This is a genomic window from Flavobacterium sp. 5 (assembly GCF_002813295.1).
Lineage (GTDB): Bacteria > Bacteroidota > Bacteroidia > Flavobacteriales > Flavobacteriaceae > Flavobacterium.
Map to the genome: position 1 here is coordinate 1168552 of NZ_PHUE01000001.1, position 19487 is coordinate 1188038.

The following is a 19487-nucleotide window of genomic DNA, read 5'->3' on the forward strand; positions in this document are numbered from 1 at the left end:
TCAAAATCTAAAAAATTAGTGGGATAATATATCCTGCTAATTTTTTGTTTTCAAATAAAAAGTACCAAATGAAAAGACATAAAAAAACATTATTAGCATCTATACTTCTAATAATCATAGCGAACTTAGCTCCTAATAAAATTGCAGCGCAAGATTTATCAGGAAATATTAGTATCTCCGGAGCATTTGCCTTATATCCTATTACAGTAAAATGGGCAGAAGAATTCAAAAAAAAGAATCCAAAAGTTAAAATAGACATTCAAGCTGGAGGTGCCGGAAAAGGAATAACTGATGTTTTATCTAAAGTAACAGACATTGGATTAGTCTCTCGTGATTTAAATGACGCGGAATACAAAAAGAAAGCATACGCCATAGCCGTTACAAAAGATGCTGTAATTCCAACCATAAGTGCAACGAGCCCTTATAAAGCAGTACTATACAAAAGAGGAATAAAAAAAGAAGCCTTAAATAGCATATTCATTACTGGAAAATACAAAACATGGAACTCTTTAGGTTTCAAAAGTACTGCTGCAATACACGTTTATACTCGATCTGATGCAGCTGGTGCCGCCGAAACTTGGGCGCATTATTTTGGCAAAAAACAAGAAGACTTACAAGGAGTTGCCGTATTTGGAGATCCAGGATTGGCAGAAGCTGTCAAAAGAGATCCTACCGGATTAGGTTTTAACAATATCGTTTATATCTACGATACAAAAACCAATAAACCAACTAATGGGCTTGTGCCAGTTCCTATCGATTTAAACAATAACGGAAAACTAGACCCGGATGAAAATTTTTACAATGATATCGATCAATTGATTGCAGCGATAGTTGCTGGAAAATATCCATCTCCTCCTGCTAGAGATTTGTATTTTGTTACCAGTGGAAAACCTAGTAATCCAATTGTAAAAGCTTTTATTAAATACATCCTTACCGAAGGTCAAAAATATGTTACAGAAGCTGGATATATCAAACTTTCGAACGAAAAATTAAAGAAGGAATTAGAAAAGGTAAAATAATATTTTTTTAAACTCGAATCGTTTTTTTTGGAGCAGGAACATCAGGCATTTTTAGAAACATAGTACCCGCTATCCGTTTCAATCTTTTTGTCCCGATGAAAAATCGGGACAAAAAGGATTTCCACTTCTATCGGGGCTAAAGACAAAAATAGTACCATTATGCCAACATCAGTAAATACAATCAGGCTTAAGTCTTTAAAGAAAAAATCCACCCTAAAACAAATTTTGAAAATCATGAGACGTTTTCAAAAATTTTGCGGGGTGGTTTACTCTGATTTGACGAGAAATAAAAGATTACTCAAAGACCAATTTATCAACAAAACATTCCTAGCATTAACCTTACTATCTATATCAATAGTGGTGCTAATTGCGATAGGTTTGTTCTATAAATCAATCCCCCTTTTAAACAGTGCTTCGCTTTCCGATTTACTATTTTCCTCTGAGTGGAAACCCTTCAAAGAGGCTTTTGGTTTTTATTCTTTTATAGTAGGAACACTTTGGGTAACCGCTATTTCCATTATAATTGCTTTGCCATTATCCATACTCACTGCAATTTATCTTTCAGAATATGCACATGCAAATGTCCGTAAACTAGTTTTACCCTTAATCGAATTGTTATCAGGTATTCCGCCAGTCCTTTATGGAGTTTGGGGAGTTTTGGTTATTGTTCCTTTAATTCAAGATAGAATAGCATCTCATTTTGTAGAATTTTCAACGGGTTATTCTGTTTTGGCAGGAGGAATTGTGTTAGCAATTATGATTTTCCCACTCATCATAAGCATCATAATTGAAGTGTTTGATAATGTCCCGCAGGAATTAAGAAATGCTTCTCTATCCTTGGGAGCAACTCAATGGCAAACGACTAAAAAAGTAGTGCTTCGAAAATCATTCGACGGAATTATAGCAGCTGTTGTCCTTGCCATTTCTAGAGCTTTTGGAGAAACTATAGCTGTTTTGATGGTCTGCGGAAATTTGGCACAAATCCCTCAAAGTATATTTGATTCTGGCTATCCGTTACCTGCCCTTATTGCCAATAATTATGGCGAAATGATGTCTATTCCAATGTACGATTCCGCATTGATGTTTGCAGCTCTGCTCCTGTTCGTCATTATCTTTTTGTTTAATACCATTTCGAGAGTCATTTTATATCGAATCGAAAAAAGAAATACCTAAACCCAATGGAAGCAAGAAAAATAGAAGAAAATATATTCCGATTTCTGATGATCTTAAGTACCATCATCATCAGTAGTACTTTATTCATGATAGTGTATACACTTTTTTCAAAAGGAGTAGGATCATTGAGTTGGGACATGGTATCCAAAATTCCCGAAGGTGGTTTCTATATTGGCAAAGGAGGAGGAATACTAAATGCAATAGTTGGTTCCATTTATATCACATTAGGCTCAACTTTCTTAGGACTTATAATTAGTCTTCCAATTGTAATTTACATTAATGTGTATGCTAAGAAGAATGCAACATTGGCTACACTTACTCGTTTGAGTTCAGACATCTTGTTTGGAATTCCATCTATTGTATATGGTGCTTTTGGATTTACTATCATGGTGTATATGGGTTTAAAAACATCATTACTTGCCGGAATCATTACAGTGACATTAATGATAATCCCAATATTGGTACGCGCTATTGATGAAGTGGTCCGAGTTGTACCTGATGATATGTCTAATGCTGTTTTTGCACTTGGTGGCACTCGATATGAATCTGCAAAAATAATATTGAGACAATCAATTCCTGGAATTGTAACGGCAATATTACTTTCTTTTGGTAGAGCAATTGGTGATGCAGCCTGTGTGCTCTTTACAGCTGGATTTACCGATAGCATTCCAACTTCATTGGATCAACCTGCGGCAACTTTACCTTTATCCATTTTTTTTCAATTAAGTAGCCCTATTCAAGAAGTTCAAAACAGAGCCTATGCTGCGGCAGTTATCTTAACCATTATTGTGTTAATCATCAACATCGTAGCAAAAGTAGCAAGCAAAAATCTTTCAAAAAATAAAATATGATTATTCAACCCCACATAAGTATCCAAAATTTAAATGTCCACATTGGTGATAACCATATCCTAAAAAACATTAATCTTGATATTCCAGACAAGAAAGTAACTTCATTAATTGGCCCATCTGGTTGCGGAAAAACGACACTCTTAAAAACGATGAACCGACTATTAGACCGTCAAAATGACGTACGTGTAGATGGTAAAGTTTTGGTAGATGGCGAAAACATTTATGATCCAAAGGCTGAAGTAACACACATCCGAAAAAAAATGGGTTTACTTTCTCAACGCCCTTTTCCGTTACCAATGAATATCTATGACAATATTGCCTACGGACAACGTATTCATGGAAACCATAAAAAAAAGGAGCTTGACGAAATTGTCGAAAAATACCTCCGAGGCGTTAACCTTTGGGACGAAGTAAAGGATAGACTAAAATCTCCTGCTACCCGATTATCCATTGGACAGCAACAACGTTTATGTCTGGCAAGAGGATTGGCTATTGAGCCTGAAATAATTCTGGGAGATGAACCTACATCTGCATTAGACCCAATTTCGACACAACATATTGAAGAATTATTTTTAGAATTAAAAGACAAATATACTATTGTTCTAGTTACTCATATTTTGCGTCAAGCCCGTAGAGTCTCTGATTATATTGGTTTTGTATACATGGGCGAAATTATAGAGTTTGGTCCTACAGAAGAAGTTCTTTTAAATCCTAAAGAAAAATTGACAAAGGATTATGTAAAAGGTTTTTTGGTTTAGCAAAAAAATAAATTCTATATAAAATATAGAGTTTGTTTACATTTGCCAAAAAATTGAAATTCCTTTCATGAAAATTATCAAAATTATTGGCCTTTTATTATTATCCTTTATTGCTAAAGCTCAAACAGAAAAAAACATAGATCAACAAAGTTTACTTTGGACACGATATTACAATCAATTGACACTAAACCATAAATGGTCTATACATACTGAATTTGATAATCGAATTTTTATAAACCCCACTGAAGAAAACATTTTTGTCTTTCGACTAACAGGACATTATAAAATTAATAACAATGTAGAAATTGGTGCTGGTTATTCCTATTTCTCTGTAGCAACACAGGATCCCGAAATCACAAATGATTTCAAAACTCCTGAACATAGAATCCAGCAAGATATTCTTTGGAAACAAGATTTAAGCACTAGTATTACTTTACTTCAACGTTTTCAAGTAGAAGAAAGATTTATACACAATGCTAATAAAGAGGAATTACTTCCAGGAACTACTTTTTATTGGAGATTCAGATACCGTTTACAAGGAGAATTTTCCTGTTGGAAAAAGGAAAGTCAGTATTTAAAAGCCGTTGTATATGACGAAATAATGATTAATGCAGGAGAAAATGTTGTCAAAAATACTTTCGATCAAAATCGATTTTATGGCGCTTTGCAATATGGCGTTAACAAAAATATAGCATTAGAATTAGGGTATTTAAAAAGTTTCCAACAGCGTGTAAACGGTGTTGATTATTTTGACAGAGATATTATCCGATTTACTTTTTATCATAAAATAAACCTAAAAGGAAAACACAAAGAATTGCCTAATTAAGTTGATTTATTCTGTTTCGTTTTTAGTTTTATTCTATGAAAAGCATCATTTTCTAAACTAGAAACAAACCAAAATGAATACAGAAAAACAAAATTATACCTTACTTGATTTAGCAAAATATTTTCTCAGACTCGGTACAACAGGATTTGGAGGTCCGGTAGCTTTGGTTGGCTATATGCATCGTGATTTAGTTGAAAATAAAAAATGGATTAATGACTCTGACTTTAAGGAAGGGCTGGCGTTATCACAATTAGCCCCTGGTCCATTAGCTGCTCAACTAGGAATTTATATAGGTTTTGTACACTTTGGTATTTTAGGAGCAACGATTTCAGGATTAGCGTTTGTACTTCCCTCCTTTTTAATGGTGATTTTATTGGGTATTGCTTACCAAGCTTATGGCGGGTTGCCATGGATGCAAGCCATTTTTTATGGTATAAGTTCCGCTGTTATTGGCATCATTGTTTTGAGTTCCTATAAACTTACAGCCAAATCAATTAGTAAATTTGAAATCCCTGCCATAAAAAGCAATTGGTTACTCTGGATATTTTACATCATTGCTATTATTCTTACTGCAGTAACTCAACGGGAAGAATTATTATTGTTTGTTGCGCTAGGTCTAATCTATATGATTGTGAAAGCTCCTCCCGAATGGATTAAACGTCCTAAAACTGCTTCCTTTTTTCTTTTAACTACCGCTGGTTTTTCTGCAATTGAGCTTGGAAAATTGGGAGATCTTGCTTGGTTTTTTATCAAAGCAGGAGCATTTGTTTTTGGAAGCGGACTGGCTATTGTACCCTTTTTACATACTGGAGTTGTCAATGAACACCATTGGTTAACCGAAAATCAATTTGTCGATGCGGTGGCTGTAGCCATGATTACCCCTGGCCCGGTAGTAATTACTGTAGGTTTCATTGGGTACTTAGTTGCTGGATTTACAGGAGCTGCTGTGGCTGCATTAGCAACTTTCATTCCTTGTTATTTATTTACTGTAATTCCTGCTCCGTATTTCAAAAAAATATCACAAAACAAAAGTATCAAAGCCTTTGTTGACGGAATAACTGCTGGTGTTATTGGAGCTTTAGTTGGGGCAGTAATTGTAATTGCGATACGCACTATTGTAGATATACCAACAGCACTAATCGCTATTGGTACTGTTCTTACTTTGATATATGTCAAAAAAATACAAGAGCCACATATTATTGTTATTGCTGCTCTTTTGGGTGCTTTAATTAAACTGATCTAATTTTGGATAATTAGTAAAAAAGAAACCTTCTCACTAAAGCTGACCACAAAAAAATTGGGAACAGCTTTATTGAGAAGGCTTTATTTGACTTATAATAATTTTAATTATTCTGATTCTACATCTACAACTTCATATTTATCTTTACCACCATCTTCAAAAGGTTGATAATAAGTATCACCCACTTTTACATAAGTTACATCACCCATTTTAACCTCTTGCCCACCTTCTGGTAAATTTTCAACTATAGTTCCTGCTGTGGGAGGAACTACTGTATAACCCCCACTTGATTTTTCATAATAAGTACCTCCATAATAATAATTATTTGTCGTTTCGTTGACAGGTACAGTTTGAGTATTTGCTGGCAAGGTAGTAATAGTTGCACCAACTGGCGCTTGTACAACAGTATAACCACCGCTACTTTGTGCATAATATACTCCTTGATCATAATGATATTTTTGACTATTAGCCTCTACAACAATAGCAGTTACAGCCAAAGTGGTAAGAACAAATCCCCAAGGATGCCATACTGGCCCCCAATGATATGGACGATAAGGATGATAACGATACGGATGGTAACAATTATATCTGTACCCACCATAAATATGTGGAGGTCTAGCATAAGGGCGATAATTAGGGCTTCTTCTTACAGCTGTATTATGATGACTATTATTAACGCGATTATGACTGTTATTTATGTTCTTACTTTTATCAACATTAATATTTACAGTGTTATTGCCTCCTTTTTTAATACTGTTTTTGTTACCTATATTATTTTTATTCCCGATACTATTTTTATTACTATTATTCTTGTTACCCAAGTTACCATTACTCTTATGATTACCTATACCATTTGTATTAGAAACACTTCTATTAACTGGCTTATTTCCGCCAATCTTATTAGCTGAACCATTAGTTTGAGGTCTTGAATTATTAACAGCTGGTTTATGTGCAGGCATACTAGGTTTACTAACCTGTTTTCCAGGATGAACACCTCCGCCACCTCCGCCATGTGCCTTATGTTGAGCATTTATTAAATTAATATTTAAAAAAAGTGTCACAACCACTACTAAAATTCCAATTGAATTTTGCCTAATTATTATTTTCCCCATAATGATATCTATTTAAATAAAGTTAATGAATTAATTATAAAACAATTACATGATTTTCCCTAAAATAGTAATCTCAGTTTTACCATTTAAAAAAACCTTTGGTATCAAATAGCAAAAGTTAGAGAAATAAATTAAAACCATACTTTATAGCCGATACAAATAAAGTAATTCCAAAAGCTTAGCTCTAACTCTAATCGAAAGAATAAAGATACAATCTTATTTTAACTATTACATAAATTTCCATAAATAACTTACCACCAATACAATAACAAAGAATTGCAATTCATTTTTCTTTTATTGAAAATATAATTTAGTGTAATTAATAAAAAAAGTTCCAAACACAATACATTGAGTTTGGAACTTTACAACTATCTTAATAAACAATTATATAAGATTAATTCATATCATTATTTTCTCTATTATCATTTCCTCCATTATCATTCTCTCTATTCCCCCAATTACCTCTAGCTTCTCTCATTTTTTCCATATTGGCTTTTTCAATCTCTTTCAACTTTTTAAATTGTTCTGGAGTCAAAATTGCTTGTAATTTAGCATCGGTAGCTTTTTTATCTTCTTGTCTTTTTGTTCTGAATGCATCTCTTTCTTCACTAGTCATTTCTTTTCCATTACGATTCATACGTTCTGCTCTAATTGCTTCCAATTTAGCATTTTGTTCTGCAAGAATTGGTTTTAACTGCTCTTGTTGTTGAGAATTCAAGGTTAATTCAGTCGTCAATTTATCCAATTGCGCCTGACTCCTTTGTTCTGGAGTTTGCCTTTCTCTTTTTGGCTTATTTGATTTTTTATCTTCTTGACTTTGGTCTTGTGCAAAAGACGAGACACTAACAAGTAATAATGCCGCAATAATTAACTTTTTACTCAAAACTTTAAAATTGTTTTTTTGGTATTCGTGACCCGAGCCTGAAAGGCGAACGGATGAAATAATTTGTGATTTCATATTTTTTTAATTTTAAGATTACAACTATAAGACTATTATCTTTTTAAATGGTTTAACCTATAATTACCTAAATTTTTATTAAAATTATAAACTTAACCCGTTGAGCGTAATTCTTTTATCTAAATTTTAATCGCATCGAAACATAGACTTTTAATCCATGCCTGGATCTCTTCTATTAGGACCACCGCGTCTTTCTTTCGGTGCAAAACTTCCAATTTTATAGGTTAAAGAAAACATGGCATATCTTTTTAAAACGGTATTTTCTTCATCACGAATTGTCGTTGGAGATATTGTTCTGGTAGCACTTTGGTTATGATTTAAAACATCGTAAACCTTTACTTTTAGAGTCATTTTTTTATCAAAGAAACCATAAGACAAACTGGTGTTCCATAAATAATAATCTTTTTTGAAATCATCCGAAATATTCGAATTGTAATTGTACCCAAAATCATTACCAAAAATCCAATTCTTAGGCCAATAATTAGTGGTTTGCAGATTAATTCTATGCACTACATTCGAACTGGCTTTTAATGACGAATTTGTATAATTTGATTCGTTGTACGTCAAACTATAGGAAGGCGCTACAGTAAGCAACTCACCATAATCATACGAAAGATAAACCCTTGGTGAAAGCCCTAAAGATTTTGAACTGTATAAAACAGCGTTGGTAAATCCTTTATCCAAAGCATAATTACCACTCAAACCCAAACCATACCGCAAAACATGAGCATCTCTTTTTATAGTTTGCCCCCAATTCCCTCCAACAGAAGTACTATAGGTTCCTGTAACGTTTCTATAGGTAGTTGTTCTTTTTCCACTATCATCATAAACCGAAGAAGAGGCAACTTGACTATCATAAAAATCTCCTTTTACAAACAAACTATAACCTGAACGTGTACGTACATCAAAATTTCTATAATTAATGTTTACACTATTTTTTTTATTCAAGTTCAAATCTGAATTTCCTATTATAGTATTCAATGGATTTGCCAAATTTGCTACTGGCATTAATTGGGTTGAAGAAGGAAGACTACTAGAATAATCATATCTTAAAGTTATAAATTTTGACTTTTCAAACTTGTATCTAATTTGCGCGTTCCCGATTGGCAAAACATATTGTTGATTCAAATCGGTGGTTTTATTTAGGTATAACGAATGATTATCATAATCAACAATAGAAGTTTTAGAATTCAAATTAAAAGTAAATTTATTTTTTTCAAAAGTAAGCCCCGCAGTTGGAGTAATTGAATTTTGTCTTGAAGTGGTGTAATTAGTTTGCAAATCATTTAGAATAGAAAATGATTGAGAACTGGCATCATAATCATACGTTCTTGCATCATTTACCTCGTTTGCCCATCCTAATTCTGTACCAATTCTAATTCGCAACGAGTCGGTTATTGGTTCTGTATATTCAATATCGGCTGAATACGAATCAGCTGTATTATTGCTTTTCCCATTTTGATTTCGTTCATCATCAGGTCTGGTTCCTTGATAAAAAATAGTTTTAGACTGATTAAGTGCATCTGAATCACTATTTGAATTAGCATTAGTAAAAACAAAACTCAAGTTACGTGCTTTTCTTTCGAAAGCTTTATTAAAGTTGATGGTATTTGTAAAATTAGTGGATGAGTTTTCTTTATATGAATTTGCATTGCTTTCATTTAAAGATGTTCCATTTTCATCCTTCGAAGCACTAGAAGATTCTGAAGAACTATTAGTGCGAGATTGATCGATTACTGGTGTAACAACCAATCTAGTTGTTGGATTTATTTTATATTCGAATTCAAAATTCGCTTTATTACCTATATTTTCGTTTCTTGTTTTAGAATCGGCTTCGGTCAAAATAGCACCCGTAGGCAAGAATTCGGCTTGATTGGATTTACTTTCGTTTTTATTAATTGTATTCGAAAAATTATAACCCACAGTTGAATTCAATTTTTTTGCCCATTCATCAGAATAATTAAAACCAACCAAATTTGATGTAGTAATCCCTTTTCCAGTTGCAGTAGATCGAGTTGCTTGTTTCGTATTTCTGCCACCGCCCATATTATCAAATACTTCGTCCATGGCAAAACCCGTCGAATTGATATTATTAGCAGAAGCCAGTAAACTTATTTTTTGTTTGTTATTAAAATAATTCAATATAAAGCTATTTTCATAACGGTCATCACTTCCATAACCACCCATTACTTTTCCAAAAAAACCTTTATTTTTCTTTTCATCGATAGTAAAATTGATACTAGCATCATCTGAACTAGATTCTTGCTTAGACAGTTCTTCTTTTTTAGTTTTAAAATCAGAAACCTGAACTTTATTGATCATATCTGCTGGCATATTTTTTAACAGTATGGCTCCGTCTTTTCCAAAGAAAGATTTCCCATTTACTAAAAACTGAGTTACTTCTTTTCCATTAGCAGTAACCTTTCCATCACTATCTACCTCAACTCCTGGTAATTGCTTCAACAAAGTCTCTACAGTGGCATCAGGACGTACTTTATAAGAAGCAGCATTAAACTCTAAAGTATCTTTTTTTATACGGATGGGTGGTGCATCATTTTTTATAACCACCTCGTTTAATGCAGTTTCATTTTGAGATAAGTATAATTTACCAAAATCCTTATTTTCTAAAAGTTTATTTTGCTCCTCAGTATACGTCTGATAGCCCATAAAATTTATCTTTAAAAAAACAGGTTTGTCGTATATTTTAGTGTTAATTTTAAAAAAACCATTTTTATCTGTAGTTGTATATTCAATAACAGTGGAATCTTTGACATTAGAAAAATAAACCATCGCTGATTCTAGTGGCTTTTGAGAATTAATATCATATACAGTTCCCTTAATAACAATGTTATTTTGAGCATTTGCTGCAAAAAAGAAGAACACACACACTAAGGATGAGTAAATTTTAGACATACAGTATTTCAGTTATATAAAGTAATGAGATACCAAAATTCGTAAAAGGTTTAATTGTATTATATTATTTACTTAATAAGTCTTCGATTTAAGCTATAAACATTCAGAAAAAACAAAGCATAAAAAAATCCCGATTGCTCGGGATTTTCTAATTTTATTTCTCTCTGATGTAGATGTCAATTGGCACTCCTGAAAAGTCCCAGTTTTCTCTAATTTTATTTTCAAGATATCTTTTGTAAGGTTCCTTAACATATTGTGGCAAGTTGGCAAAAAACACAAACTGAGGCGTTTGAGTTGGAAGCTGCATACAATATTTAATTTTTACATATTTACCTTTAGTTGCTGGTGGCGGATAAGCTTCAATTACTTTCAACATGAATTCATTGAATTTTGAAGTAGGAATACGTTGTTGTCTGTTTTCATAAACCTGAACCGTTGCTTCCAATGCTTTCAACAAACGTTGTTTAGTTAAAGCTGAAACAAAAAGAATCGGCACATCTGTAAATGGCATTAACTCCTTCTTGATTTTCTCTTCGTAATCACGGGTTGACATGGTATCTTTTTCAACTAAATCCCATTTGTTTACTAAGATAACAACTCCTTTACGGTTTTTCTCAGCTAACCAAAAAATACTTTGATCCTGTCCTTCAAATCCACGAGTCGCATCAATAACCAATATACAAATATCAGCATGCTCAATCGCACGAACTGAACGCATTACCGAGTAAAATTCTAAATCTTCTTTTACTTTCGCTTTACGACGAATACCTGCGGTATCTACTAAGTTAAATTCAAAACCAAAACGGTCAAATTTAGTATCAATAGCATCACGGGTTGTTCCCGCAATATCAGTAACCATAAAACGTTCTTTACCAATAAGTGCATTGATAAAACTAGATTTTCCAGCATTAGGACGACCAACAACTGCAAAACGTGGCAAAACCACTTCTTCCTGAACCGGTTCTGGTTTCACTGGAAAAGCATCAATTAATGCATCCAATAAATCTCCAGTACCACTACCAGAAATACTTGCAAACGTGTAATAATCTCCCAACCCAAGGTTATAAAACTCAAGAGCGTCTTTTTCACGCATCGCATTATCTACCTTATTCACAGCCAATAAAACTGGCTTAGTCACTTTACGCAACAAGCGGGCAACAATATCATCCATTGGAGTAATCCCCTCTTCAACATCTACGACAAATATAATAACATCGGCTTCATCTATCGCCAATTCTACTTGTTTACGGATTTCACCTTCAAAAACATCATCGGATCCACGTACGTATCCTCCCGTATCAATCACAGAAAACTCTTTTCCGTTCCACTCGCTTTTACCGTAGTTTCTATCTCTGGTAACTCCAGAAACTGAATCTACAATAGCTTCTCTTCTTTGTATCAGCCTATTAAAAAGGGTTGATTTCCCTACATTAGGTCTTCCTACTATCGCAACAATGTTATTCATAATATAAATTCAAATATTTATTTGTACCGAATACTGTTTTCCAGTTTCGGCGTGCAAAGGTAGTGTTTAAAACCATGATTATCAATTTTTTTGGTATATTCGCAACAGCTTGTTTTCTTAACCTCTTCATTTAGAAAATTATGGATGCCAATAATGAGATTCGTTTGCGTTTGCGTTTCTACAAAGAAGTCGATCAAAACATCGATTCTCTACGTCAAAAATTCATCCATTTTACCACAACAAAATCTCCCGATTACTTTTTAAAAATAAAAGAATATCACATTTGGATTAACATCAAAGAACCCAAAAAAGCCTATTGGTCACCTCATCTGCATTTAGAAATGGAATCCAAAGGCGAAAACCAAACCCACATTCGCGGTTTATTTGGCCCCGATCCTGGTTTGTGGACCTTCCTAATGTTTTTACATTTCCTGATAGCAGGCACATTTATTATTTTTTGTGGTATCGCCTACTCCGATTATGTTCTCAAGAAACCAACGGCAAGCGATTTTGTGGTAATGGCTATGATGGTTTTTGCCTGGTTTTTACTCTATGTAATCGCCAAACAAATCCGAAGCAATGGCGAAAAACAAATGAATGAAATCGAAAAAACATTCTTAGAAATCATTGAATCCTAACATTTTTTTCTAACCATTAAGAAATTAAGAAAAGTTAAGCTTAATTTTTCTTAATTTCTTAATGGTAAAATTCAAATATTTTAAACAGTAAACTCAAAAGTTGAATACTATTTAGTAGCTAATCCAGCTCTCCATTACAACTCCTCGTTCAAAAAGGAGTTGTTGCAATGCGCTTGCACGAGCTTCCTTTGGTCGCTCAGTAACCACAGCAACAACAACCTTTTTTCACTGTGGGGTTTTCATTTCGATCTGGGCTAAAAAAAAATCAGTACTAGAAAGCAAATTCTAATACTGATTTATATATTACGTTTCAAAACCTTAAACTTGAAACTTTAAACAATGCTTTCTATTGATTATAACCGAATCTCTTCAACATATTAGCGTTGCTTCTCCAATTCTTGTTCACTTTTACAACTAATTCGATGTGAATTTGTTTTCCAAAGAATTTCTCTAAATCCGCACGGGCATCCGTTCCTACTTTTTTCAAAGCAGCACCTTTGTGACCAATGATAATTCCTTTTTGAGTTTCGCGTTCCACCATAATCAAAGAACGAATACGAATGATATTTTCGTCTTCAAAAAACTCTTCGGTTACGATTTCTACTGCGTACGGAATCTCTTTACTGTAATTCAATAATATTTTTTCACGGATTGTTTCGTTTACAAAGAAACGTTCCGGTTTGTCTGTCAATTGGTCTTTTGGATAATACGCAGGTGATTCTGGCAACAACGTAATAATCCTTTGAAAAACTTCAGGAACATTAAAATTCTGCAAAGCTGATATTGGATAGATTTCAGCATTCGGAACTTTAGCAGTCCAAAATGCTACCTGCTCTTCCAATTGTACTTGATTCGAGTTGTCAATTTTATTCAGCAACAACAAAACTGGAATTTTAGAATGAATGATTTTATTAAAGAAAGCTTCGTCTTTCAAATCCTGCTCCCCTATCTCCACCATATAAATCAAAATATCAGCATCTTCAAAAGCAGATTTCACGAAATTCATCATTGATTCCTGCATTTCGTAGGCTGGTTTAATGATACCAGGTGTGTCTGACAAGATCATTTGAAAATCTTCTCCATTTACAATTCCAAGAATCCTATGACGTGTTGTTTGAGCTTTAGACGTAATAATTGATAATCTTTCTCCAACAAAGGCGTTCATAAGCGTTGATTTTCCAACGTTTGGATTCCCTATGATATTTACAAAACCTGCTTTATGTGACATTTCTACTATAATTTATTTTGCAAAGGTAGTTATATCAAGTCAATACAGGAAATAAAACATTTTTTAAAGTTTTCCTTGTTTTTATCTAAATTCGGCGTATCTTTGCACCCGAAACATCGCGGGATAGAGCAGTAGGCAGCTCGTCGGGCTCATAACCCGAAGGTCACAGGTTCGAGTCCTGTTCCCGCTACTAAGTAGCCTTATTGAGATTACAAAACGCACATCGCGGGATAGAGCAGTAGGCAGCTCGTCGGGCTCATAACCCGAAGGTCACAGGTTCGAGTCCTGTTCCCGCTACTAGAAAAGCTTCAGAGAAATCTGGAGCTTTTTTGTTTATATCTACTTTTGTAGATTCTCTTTGCAGATTCACATCGTCAAAATTAAGTAGGCAGAAAAAACAGCTAAGGCTTGAATTTCTCAAAATTAAACAAATCTAGTCTCATACATTAGTATTTCAACTGATAGAAATCCAGATATATTTTTGCAACAACCTTTCAAATCAGCCTCTAAAAAAATTCCTTAAGTTATTTTTATACAAGTACATTTAGTTAATCATTTCTTAATCCCTCAAGAAAATCATTAGTATTAATATAAATTCGTCTTGTCAATTCTTACGAAATAAGCTATGTTTTGATAAAAGACTAATTATCATGATATCCAAAAACAAATCTTTGAAACAACTTTTATATTAAAAAATTGATTTACACAACACTTTTAAATATTGCGATTTTTCAGGGAATAGTCTTGGGCTTAATTATTTTAAAGTCTTCCTTATTCAATAGTAATTCAAATAAATATCTAGCATATTTAATATTTACACTTTCAATTATTTTTTTAAATCATATTTTTGAGATTGAAGAAACATTTGTTTCCTATCCTTTTCTACGTTTTATTGACCATATCGAGTGGTCATTTCTATTACCTGTTTTCATATTTCTGTTTATTATAAACCGGATTGATGATACTGTAAAAAGCAAACAAAAAGTTTATTTGTGCTTTATTCCATTTGCCTATTCCGCTGCCCTTAGTATTACAACTGATCTTGATAGTGTTGCAGGAATTTATAAAATTTCTGAGTCAGAAATCAATATAATCAACATACTTGGCCTTATCCATCTTTTTTTAGCCATTACATTCATCCCCTTCCTACTATTTTACTCTTATTTTATGATAAGACATTTAAAAGATTCACAGGAAAAAAAATGGATAATTACCTTATTAACCCTTGTTTCTTTATTAATATTCTCTTATCTCATTACTTGTCTAGTCGGTTTATTTCTTCAATATGATATTTCTTCTACAATGAACGTTCTGGCTTTATTTGGAACATTCATAATACACTGGACAGCATATATAGGCATTTACAAATACAACCTTGCCAAAAACAAAGATGCTGTTTACAATTTTCTAAATAAAGACTTAACAATTTCGTATGCCAATCTGCCAATTGTAGAAAATTACACCCCAGAAGAAAACAAGGAATCTATTACAGCAGATAATCTTTATTTTCAAAAACTGGAACTTCTTTGCAAAGATCAGCACATTTATACTGACAGTACATTAAACAGAGAAAAAGTCGCTGAAAAACTAGGCATAAGCGCAGGGTATGTTTCACAAATTATAAATACCATAACAGGAGATAACTTTGCTCATTATATCAATCAATATAGAATTGAAGCTGTCAAAGAAATGATCTCAAATTCTGAATATGAAAACTATAATTTGTTGACGATGGGATTAGAATCCGGGTTTACTTCAAAAACTACTTTTTATAAAGCTTTTAAAAAAGTTACTGGTCAAACACCAAACGAATACAAAAACACCAGCAAATAAGTACCATTTTATACATTTTTAAGCTTTTGAAACCTTTGCTATTTTTACTTATGTGAATTTTGGTTTTAAATAATTCAAATCAATTTTTATGAAAAAAATTTTAGTACTAGCTGTTGTTACAGTTTTAGGATTTACAAATGTTAATGCACAAAAAATTAAATTTGGTGCTAAAGGAGGTTTAAACTTCGCATCTATCAGCGGTGATAATACAAAAGGTAGTAATACCGTAACATCATTTAATTTTGGTCTTTTATCAGAGATTCCAATTTCCGAAAAATTTTCTTTTCAACCGGAACTAATGTATTCTGGTCAGGGATATAGTTTCGATGATAATACAGTTGCTCTACATTATCTGAACATTCCTTTAATGGGGAAATATTATGTAGCAAAAGGGTTGAGTGTTGAAGCCGGACCCCAAATAGGTTTTTTACTTTCTGCTAAAAATGAAAAGACAGATGTAAAAGATTCGTTTAATACTTTTGATTTTGGTATTAATTTTGGTTTAGGTTATAAACTTGAAAACGGACTTAATTTTGGTGCAAGATATAATCTGGGATTAACTAATATTAATAATATAGATGATTCTTCCAGTAAAAATAAAAACGGAGTATTTCAATTATCTGTTGGTTATTTCTTTTTCTAAAACTTAATAATTTCAATACTTCTATACGATAGGAATGACTAAGAAAAAAAAGAAACTTTTTTGCCAGTTTGATTTGTACCAGTTTTACCGATTACACGTTTTTTAACATTGGTTATGGTCAAAGATTTATTTTTTTTAAATGGTCAAAAAATGATTAAGAATTGTCCCGTTAGGACTACCAAGAAAAAAGCTTCAGAGAAATCTGAAGCTTTTTTTTGTTTATACAAGACCTTTTAGTCCCGTCCTAATAACTATTAAATCGAAAGCTTTACAAGAAAGTACCAAATCGTTCAAAATGGCAAGTATACCCATTGGGATGTTTTACAAGATAATCCTGATGATACTCCTCGGCCGGCCAAAACTTCTTAAAAGGTTCCAATGTAGTTACTACAGGATCAGGCCAACGTTTTGAGTCATCCACTATTTTTATTATTTCATCAGCATCGCTCTTTTCTTGTTCATTTTTAATAAAAAGAGCCGATCGATAGCTACTACCCCTATCATTACCCTGCCGGTCTATCGTTGATGGATCATGTATCCTAAAAAAATAGTCCAATATCGCTTTGTATGAAGTCGCTCTGTCATCATAAGTAATTTCAATACCTTCAGCATGCCCTGGATGATTTTCATACGTAGGGTTTTCATTATCTCCACCAATGTATCCAACAACTGTATCTACAACACCTGGCTGCACTCGGAAAAGATCTTCCATTCCCCAGAAACATCCTCCTGCTATATATGCTTTTTTTAAATTTTCCATCATTTTTTTATTTTACGTTACATCCCACTGACCTATTTCAGAGAGCAAGAATATTACCAAATTGTTATTCTGTCTTTCTTCGGTAAAAACATTTTATCTCCAGCTTTTACATTAAATGCATCGTAAAAAGGTGTCGTATTCATTAGAACACCATTAACTCGCCAATTTGGTGGAGAATGTGGATTGTTGTTAATCCACAAACGCAGGAACTCGCCTTTCATTTTTACTCTCCATATTTTGGCTAAAGAAATAAAGAAACGTTGGTCTGGAGTAAAACCGTCAATTTTTGTATTTCCTTTTCCTTGTTCTGTCATTTTAAAAGCATCATAAGCAACTGCGATTCCAGCAATATCTGCCGTATTTTCGCCAACTGTCATTTCGCCATTAATGTGTAGATCGCCTAAAACGCTATATGTACTGTACAAATTGATAACCTGTTGTATTCTTGACTTAAACTGTGCATAATCCTCTTTTGTCCACCAGTTTTTTAAGTTACCATCCTTATCATATTGAGCACCTTGGTCATCAAAAGTATGGGTTATTTCGTGACCTATAACCATTCCGATACCTCCATAGTTAAGTGCATCATCGGCATTATCATCAAAATATGGAGCTTGTAAGATACCTGCAGGAAAAACAATTTCATTTGCCGTAGGGTTATTATATGCCGTAACTGTTGGCACCGTAGTAAACCATTCTGATTTATCGACTAGTTTGCCCAATTTTGCTAATTGAAATTGATATGCAACTGTAGCCCCCGAAACCATATTCTCAAAATAGGTATTTCTGGCTATATGCACATTGCTATAGTCTTTCCATTTATCTGGATATCCTATTTTTTTAGTAATGGCGAACAATTTTTCTTTAGCTTTTTGTTTCGTAGTCTGGCTCATCCATTCCAATTTATCAATTCTTTTGGCATACGCTTTTTGCAGATTATTCACCAAGACTAACATGCGTTTTTTGGCATCTTCTGAAAAATATTTCTTTACATACAATTGACCCAACGCGTCGCCTAAGTAATTGTCAACAACATTTGCCATTTTTTCGCCACGTGTTTTTTGAACAGCTTGACCAGAAAGCACTTTAGTATACTCAAATGAAGCATCTACAAAAGGTTTACTTAAATCATCGGCATACCTTTCTATCGAATTTGCTTTCAAATAAATTTTCCAATTAGCAATGGGGATAGTTTTTAAGAGCTTATTAAGCGCATCATAATAGGCCGGTTGGCCAACATTAATAGAATCGGTTTGAGCACCCAACTTATTTAGAAAAGTAGTCCAATCTATATTGGGATGCCTTTTTACAAGATCTGTCACAGCCATTTTATTATAATTTGCCTGCACATCGCGAAGTTCCACTTTTGTTTTATGCGAAACGGCGAGTTGTTTGTCAATATCGTAAACTAAATCAGCATTCTTTTTAGCATCTATAGCATTACTACCTGTTTGCTGAAATAATGCAGTAAGGTATTTTTTATACGCTTCCTGTATGCCGACAGTTGATGGATCTGATTTGAAATAATAATCTCTGTCAGGCAAACCTATACCCGTTTGATAGATTTGGGCAATGTTCCTACTGCTATGTTTTTCATCGGGTGACACTCCAAAACCTATAATAGAAGAATTATCCACTTTTGTTTCATTAACTACAAAGTTCATTAATGACGGTAAATCGCTAATTGCTTCAATTTTCGAAAGTAAAGGTTTGATAGGTGCATAGCCGCGTTTGTCAATGGTTACAGTATCCATACCAGATGCATAAAAGTCACCAACCTTTTGTGCTATACTTCCTGCTGGATTATTGCTTTTCGAAATACTATCCAATATTCCCTGCAGGCGCATTCGTTGCGGGAAATTCATGAACATATAAACACCAACTCCGGCTTGAGATGCAGGTATTTTTACAGAATCATACCATTTACCATTTACATATTTAAAAAAATCATTACCAGGCCGCAATGTGGAATCTATTCCAGTGATCGCAATAGTTTTTTCTCCCTGATGTTTTGAGCACGCTGTAAAAGCTAAGAATGCAATGAAGAGTAATACTGAATTTTTCATAGTC

General features: G+C 33.3%; 16 protein-coding genes and 2 tRNA genes. 11 read left to right on the forward strand and 7 right to left on the reverse strand.

All coding sequences use genetic code 11. From position 1 onward, the window contains the following. The first annotated feature begins 68 nt into the window (after positions 1 to 68). The 6 genes from CLU82_RS04740 to CLU82_RS04770 all read left to right on the forward strand — a co-directional run bounded on the left by CLU82_RS04740 (position 69) and on the right by CLU82_RS04770 (position 5870). Positions 69 to 1019 (forward strand): PstS family phosphate ABC transporter substrate-binding protein, encoded by a 951-nt coding sequence (locus CLU82_RS04740; RefSeq protein ID WP_100842005.1) that lies wholly within the window; start codon positions 69 to 71, stop codon positions 1017 to 1019. A gap of 159 nt (positions 1020 to 1178) precedes the next feature. Continuing rightward, positions 1179 to 2192: a phosphate ABC transporter permease subunit PstC gene (gene pstC / locus CLU82_RS04750; protein ID WP_198520188.1), complete on the forward strand. Its 1014-nt coding sequence runs from the start codon at positions 1179 to 1181 to the stop codon at positions 2190 to 2192. A gap of 5 nt (positions 2193 to 2197) precedes the next feature. Beyond that, a complete protein-coding gene (gene pstA / locus CLU82_RS04755; protein WP_100842008.1) occupies positions 2198 to 3043 on the forward strand; it encodes a phosphate ABC transporter permease PstA in 846 nt (281 codons plus the stop codon). Then, on the forward strand, positions 3040 to 3801 hold the full coding sequence (gene pstB / locus CLU82_RS04760; protein WP_100842009.1) for a phosphate ABC transporter ATP-binding protein PstB: 762 nt from the start codon (positions 3040 to 3042) through the stop codon (positions 3799 to 3801). Before pstA ends, pstB begins: the two co-directional genes overlap by 4 nt. 67 nt (positions 3802 to 3868) lie before the next feature. Further along, the gene (locus CLU82_RS04765) at positions 3869 to 4627 is read left to right on the forward strand and encodes a DUF2490 domain-containing protein (RefSeq protein WP_100842010.1); all 759 of its coding nucleotides are present in this window, start codon (positions 3869 to 3871) and stop codon (positions 4625 to 4627) included. A 73-nt stretch (positions 4628 to 4700) separates the two neighbouring features. Next, complete coding sequence (locus CLU82_RS04770; RefSeq protein ID WP_100842011.1) at positions 4701 to 5870, forward strand: chromate transporter; 1170 nt, start codon at positions 4701 to 4703, stop codon at positions 5868 to 5870. Positions 5871 to 5974: 104 nt separating this feature from the next. Here the strand turns inward: CLU82_RS04770 and CLU82_RS04775 are convergent, their stop codons facing one another. The 4 genes from CLU82_RS04775 to der all read right to left on the reverse strand — a co-directional run bounded on the left by CLU82_RS04775 (position 5975) and on the right by der (position 12315). Beyond that, a complete protein-coding gene (locus CLU82_RS04775; RefSeq protein WP_232735214.1) occupies positions 5975 to 6979 on the reverse strand; it encodes a DUF6515 family protein in 1005 nt (334 codons plus the stop codon). A gap of 394 nt (positions 6980 to 7373) precedes the next feature. Then, positions 7374 to 7937, reverse strand: coding sequence for a hypothetical protein (locus CLU82_RS04780; RefSeq protein WP_100842013.1), 564 nt, complete (start codon positions 7935 to 7937; stop codon positions 7374 to 7376). A gap of 150 nt (positions 7938 to 8087) precedes the next feature. Next, positions 8088 to 10850, reverse strand: a complete 2763-nt coding sequence (locus tag CLU82_RS04785; protein ID WP_100842014.1) for an outer membrane beta-barrel protein — start codon at positions 10848 to 10850, stop codon at positions 8088 to 8090. Positions 10851 to 11004: 154 nt separating this feature from the next. Then, positions 11005 to 12315, reverse strand: a complete 1311-nt coding sequence (der, locus tag CLU82_RS04790) for a ribosome biogenesis GTPase Der (protein WP_100842015.1) — start codon at positions 12313 to 12315, stop codon at positions 11005 to 11007. 140 nt (positions 12316 to 12455) lie between these two features. On the opposite strand from der, the gene CLU82_RS04795 reads away from it, so the two are divergent. Then, positions 12456 to 12953 (forward strand): hypothetical protein, encoded by a 498-nt coding sequence (locus tag CLU82_RS04795; protein WP_100842016.1) that lies wholly within the window; start codon positions 12456 to 12458, stop codon positions 12951 to 12953. Between the two features lie 346 nt (positions 12954 to 13299). On the opposite strand, the gene era is transcribed toward CLU82_RS04795, so the two are convergent. After that, positions 13300 to 14181, reverse strand: a complete 882-nt coding sequence (gene era / locus CLU82_RS04800) for a GTPase Era (protein WP_100842017.1) — start codon at positions 14179 to 14181, stop codon at positions 13300 to 13302. A gap of 117 nt (positions 14182 to 14298) precedes the next feature. Between era and CLU82_RS04805 the strand changes: the two genes are divergently transcribed. From CLU82_RS04805 to CLU82_RS04820, 4 genes are all read left to right on the forward strand, one after another. Further along, positions 14299 to 14371 (forward strand) — tRNA-Met (locus tag CLU82_RS04805). Positions 14372 to 14405: 34 nt separating this feature from the next. Continuing rightward, positions 14406 to 14478, forward strand: a tRNA-Met gene (locus CLU82_RS04810). Between the two features lie 870 nt (positions 14479 to 15348). Further along, the gene (locus tag CLU82_RS20970; RefSeq protein ID WP_232735215.1) at positions 15349 to 16014 is read left to right on the forward strand and encodes an AraC family transcriptional regulator; all 666 of its coding nucleotides are present in this window, start codon (positions 15349 to 15351) and stop codon (positions 16012 to 16014) included. An 88-nt stretch (positions 16015 to 16102) separates the two neighbouring features. Then, positions 16103 to 16657 carry a porin family protein gene (locus CLU82_RS04820; RefSeq protein WP_100842019.1) on the forward strand — a complete coding sequence of 185 codons (555 nt, stop codon included), beginning with the start codon at positions 16103 to 16105 and terminating at the stop codon, positions 16655 to 16657. Positions 16658 to 16925: 268 nt separating this feature from the next. On the opposite strand, the gene msrA is transcribed toward CLU82_RS04820, so the two are convergent. Both msrA and CLU82_RS04830 read right to left on the reverse strand, forming a co-directional pair. Then, entirely contained in the window at positions 16926 to 17417 is a 492-nt protein-coding gene (msrA, locus tag CLU82_RS04825) for a peptide-methionine (S)-S-oxide reductase MsrA (RefSeq protein WP_100844937.1), read from the reverse strand. A gap of 53 nt (positions 17418 to 17470) precedes the next feature. Further along, positions 17471 to 19483, reverse strand: a complete 2013-nt coding sequence (locus CLU82_RS04830) for a M13 family metallopeptidase (protein WP_100842020.1) — start codon at positions 19481 to 19483, stop codon at positions 17471 to 17473. Positions 19484 to 19487: the final 4 nt, after the last annotated feature.

Excerpts from the sequence above, each read along its gene's own strand:
- CLU82_RS04740 (WP_100842005.1), top strand. The coding sequence starts at position 69 with ATGAAAAGACATAAAAAAACATTATTAGCATCTATACTTCTAATAATC.
- pstC (WP_198520188.1), top strand. The coding sequence starts at position 1,179 with ATGCCAACATCAGTAAATACAATCAGGCTTAAGTCTTTAAAGAAAAAA.
- pstA (WP_100842008.1), top strand. The coding sequence starts at position 2,198 with ATGGAAGCAAGAAAAATAGAAGAAAATATATTCCGATTTCTGATGATC.
- pstB (WP_100842009.1), top strand. The coding sequence starts at position 3,040 with ATGATTATTCAACCCCACATAAGTATCCAAAATTTAAATGTCCACATT.
- CLU82_RS04765 (WP_100842010.1), top strand. The coding sequence starts at position 3,869 with ATGAAAATTATCAAAATTATTGGCCTTTTATTATTATCCTTTATTGCT.
- CLU82_RS04770 (WP_100842011.1), top strand. The coding sequence starts at position 4,701 with ATGAATACAGAAAAACAAAATTATACCTTACTTGATTTAGCAAAATAT.
- CLU82_RS04775 (WP_232735214.1), bottom strand. The coding sequence starts at position 6,979 with ATGGGGAAAATAATAATTAGGCAAAATTCAATTGGAATTTTAGTAGTG.
- CLU82_RS04780 (WP_100842013.1), bottom strand. The coding sequence starts at position 7,937 with ATGAAATCACAAATTATTTCATCCGTTCGCCTTTCAGGCTCGGGTCAC.
- CLU82_RS04785 (WP_100842014.1), bottom strand. The coding sequence starts at position 10,850 with ATGTCTAAAATTTACTCATCCTTAGTGTGTGTGTTCTTCTTTTTTGCA.
- der (WP_100842015.1), bottom strand. The coding sequence starts at position 12,315 with ATGAATAACATTGTTGCGATAGTAGGAAGACCTAATGTAGGGAAATCA.
- CLU82_RS04795 (WP_100842016.1), top strand. The coding sequence starts at position 12,456 with ATGGATGCCAATAATGAGATTCGTTTGCGTTTGCGTTTCTACAAAGAA.
- era (WP_100842017.1), bottom strand. The coding sequence starts at position 14,181 with ATGTCACATAAAGCAGGTTTTGTAAATATCATAGGGAATCCAAACGTT.
- CLU82_RS20970 (WP_232735215.1), top strand. The coding sequence starts at position 15,349 with ATGATAAGACATTTAAAAGATTCACAGGAAAAAAAATGGATAATTACC.
- CLU82_RS04820 (WP_100842019.1), top strand. The coding sequence starts at position 16,103 with ATGAAAAAAATTTTAGTACTAGCTGTTGTTACAGTTTTAGGATTTACA.
- msrA (WP_100844937.1), bottom strand. The coding sequence starts at position 17,417 with ATGGAAAATTTAAAAAAAGCATATATAGCAGGAGGATGTTTCTGGGGA.
- CLU82_RS04830 (WP_100842020.1), bottom strand. The coding sequence starts at position 19,483 with ATGAAAAATTCAGTATTACTCTTCATTGCATTCTTAGCTTTTACAGCG.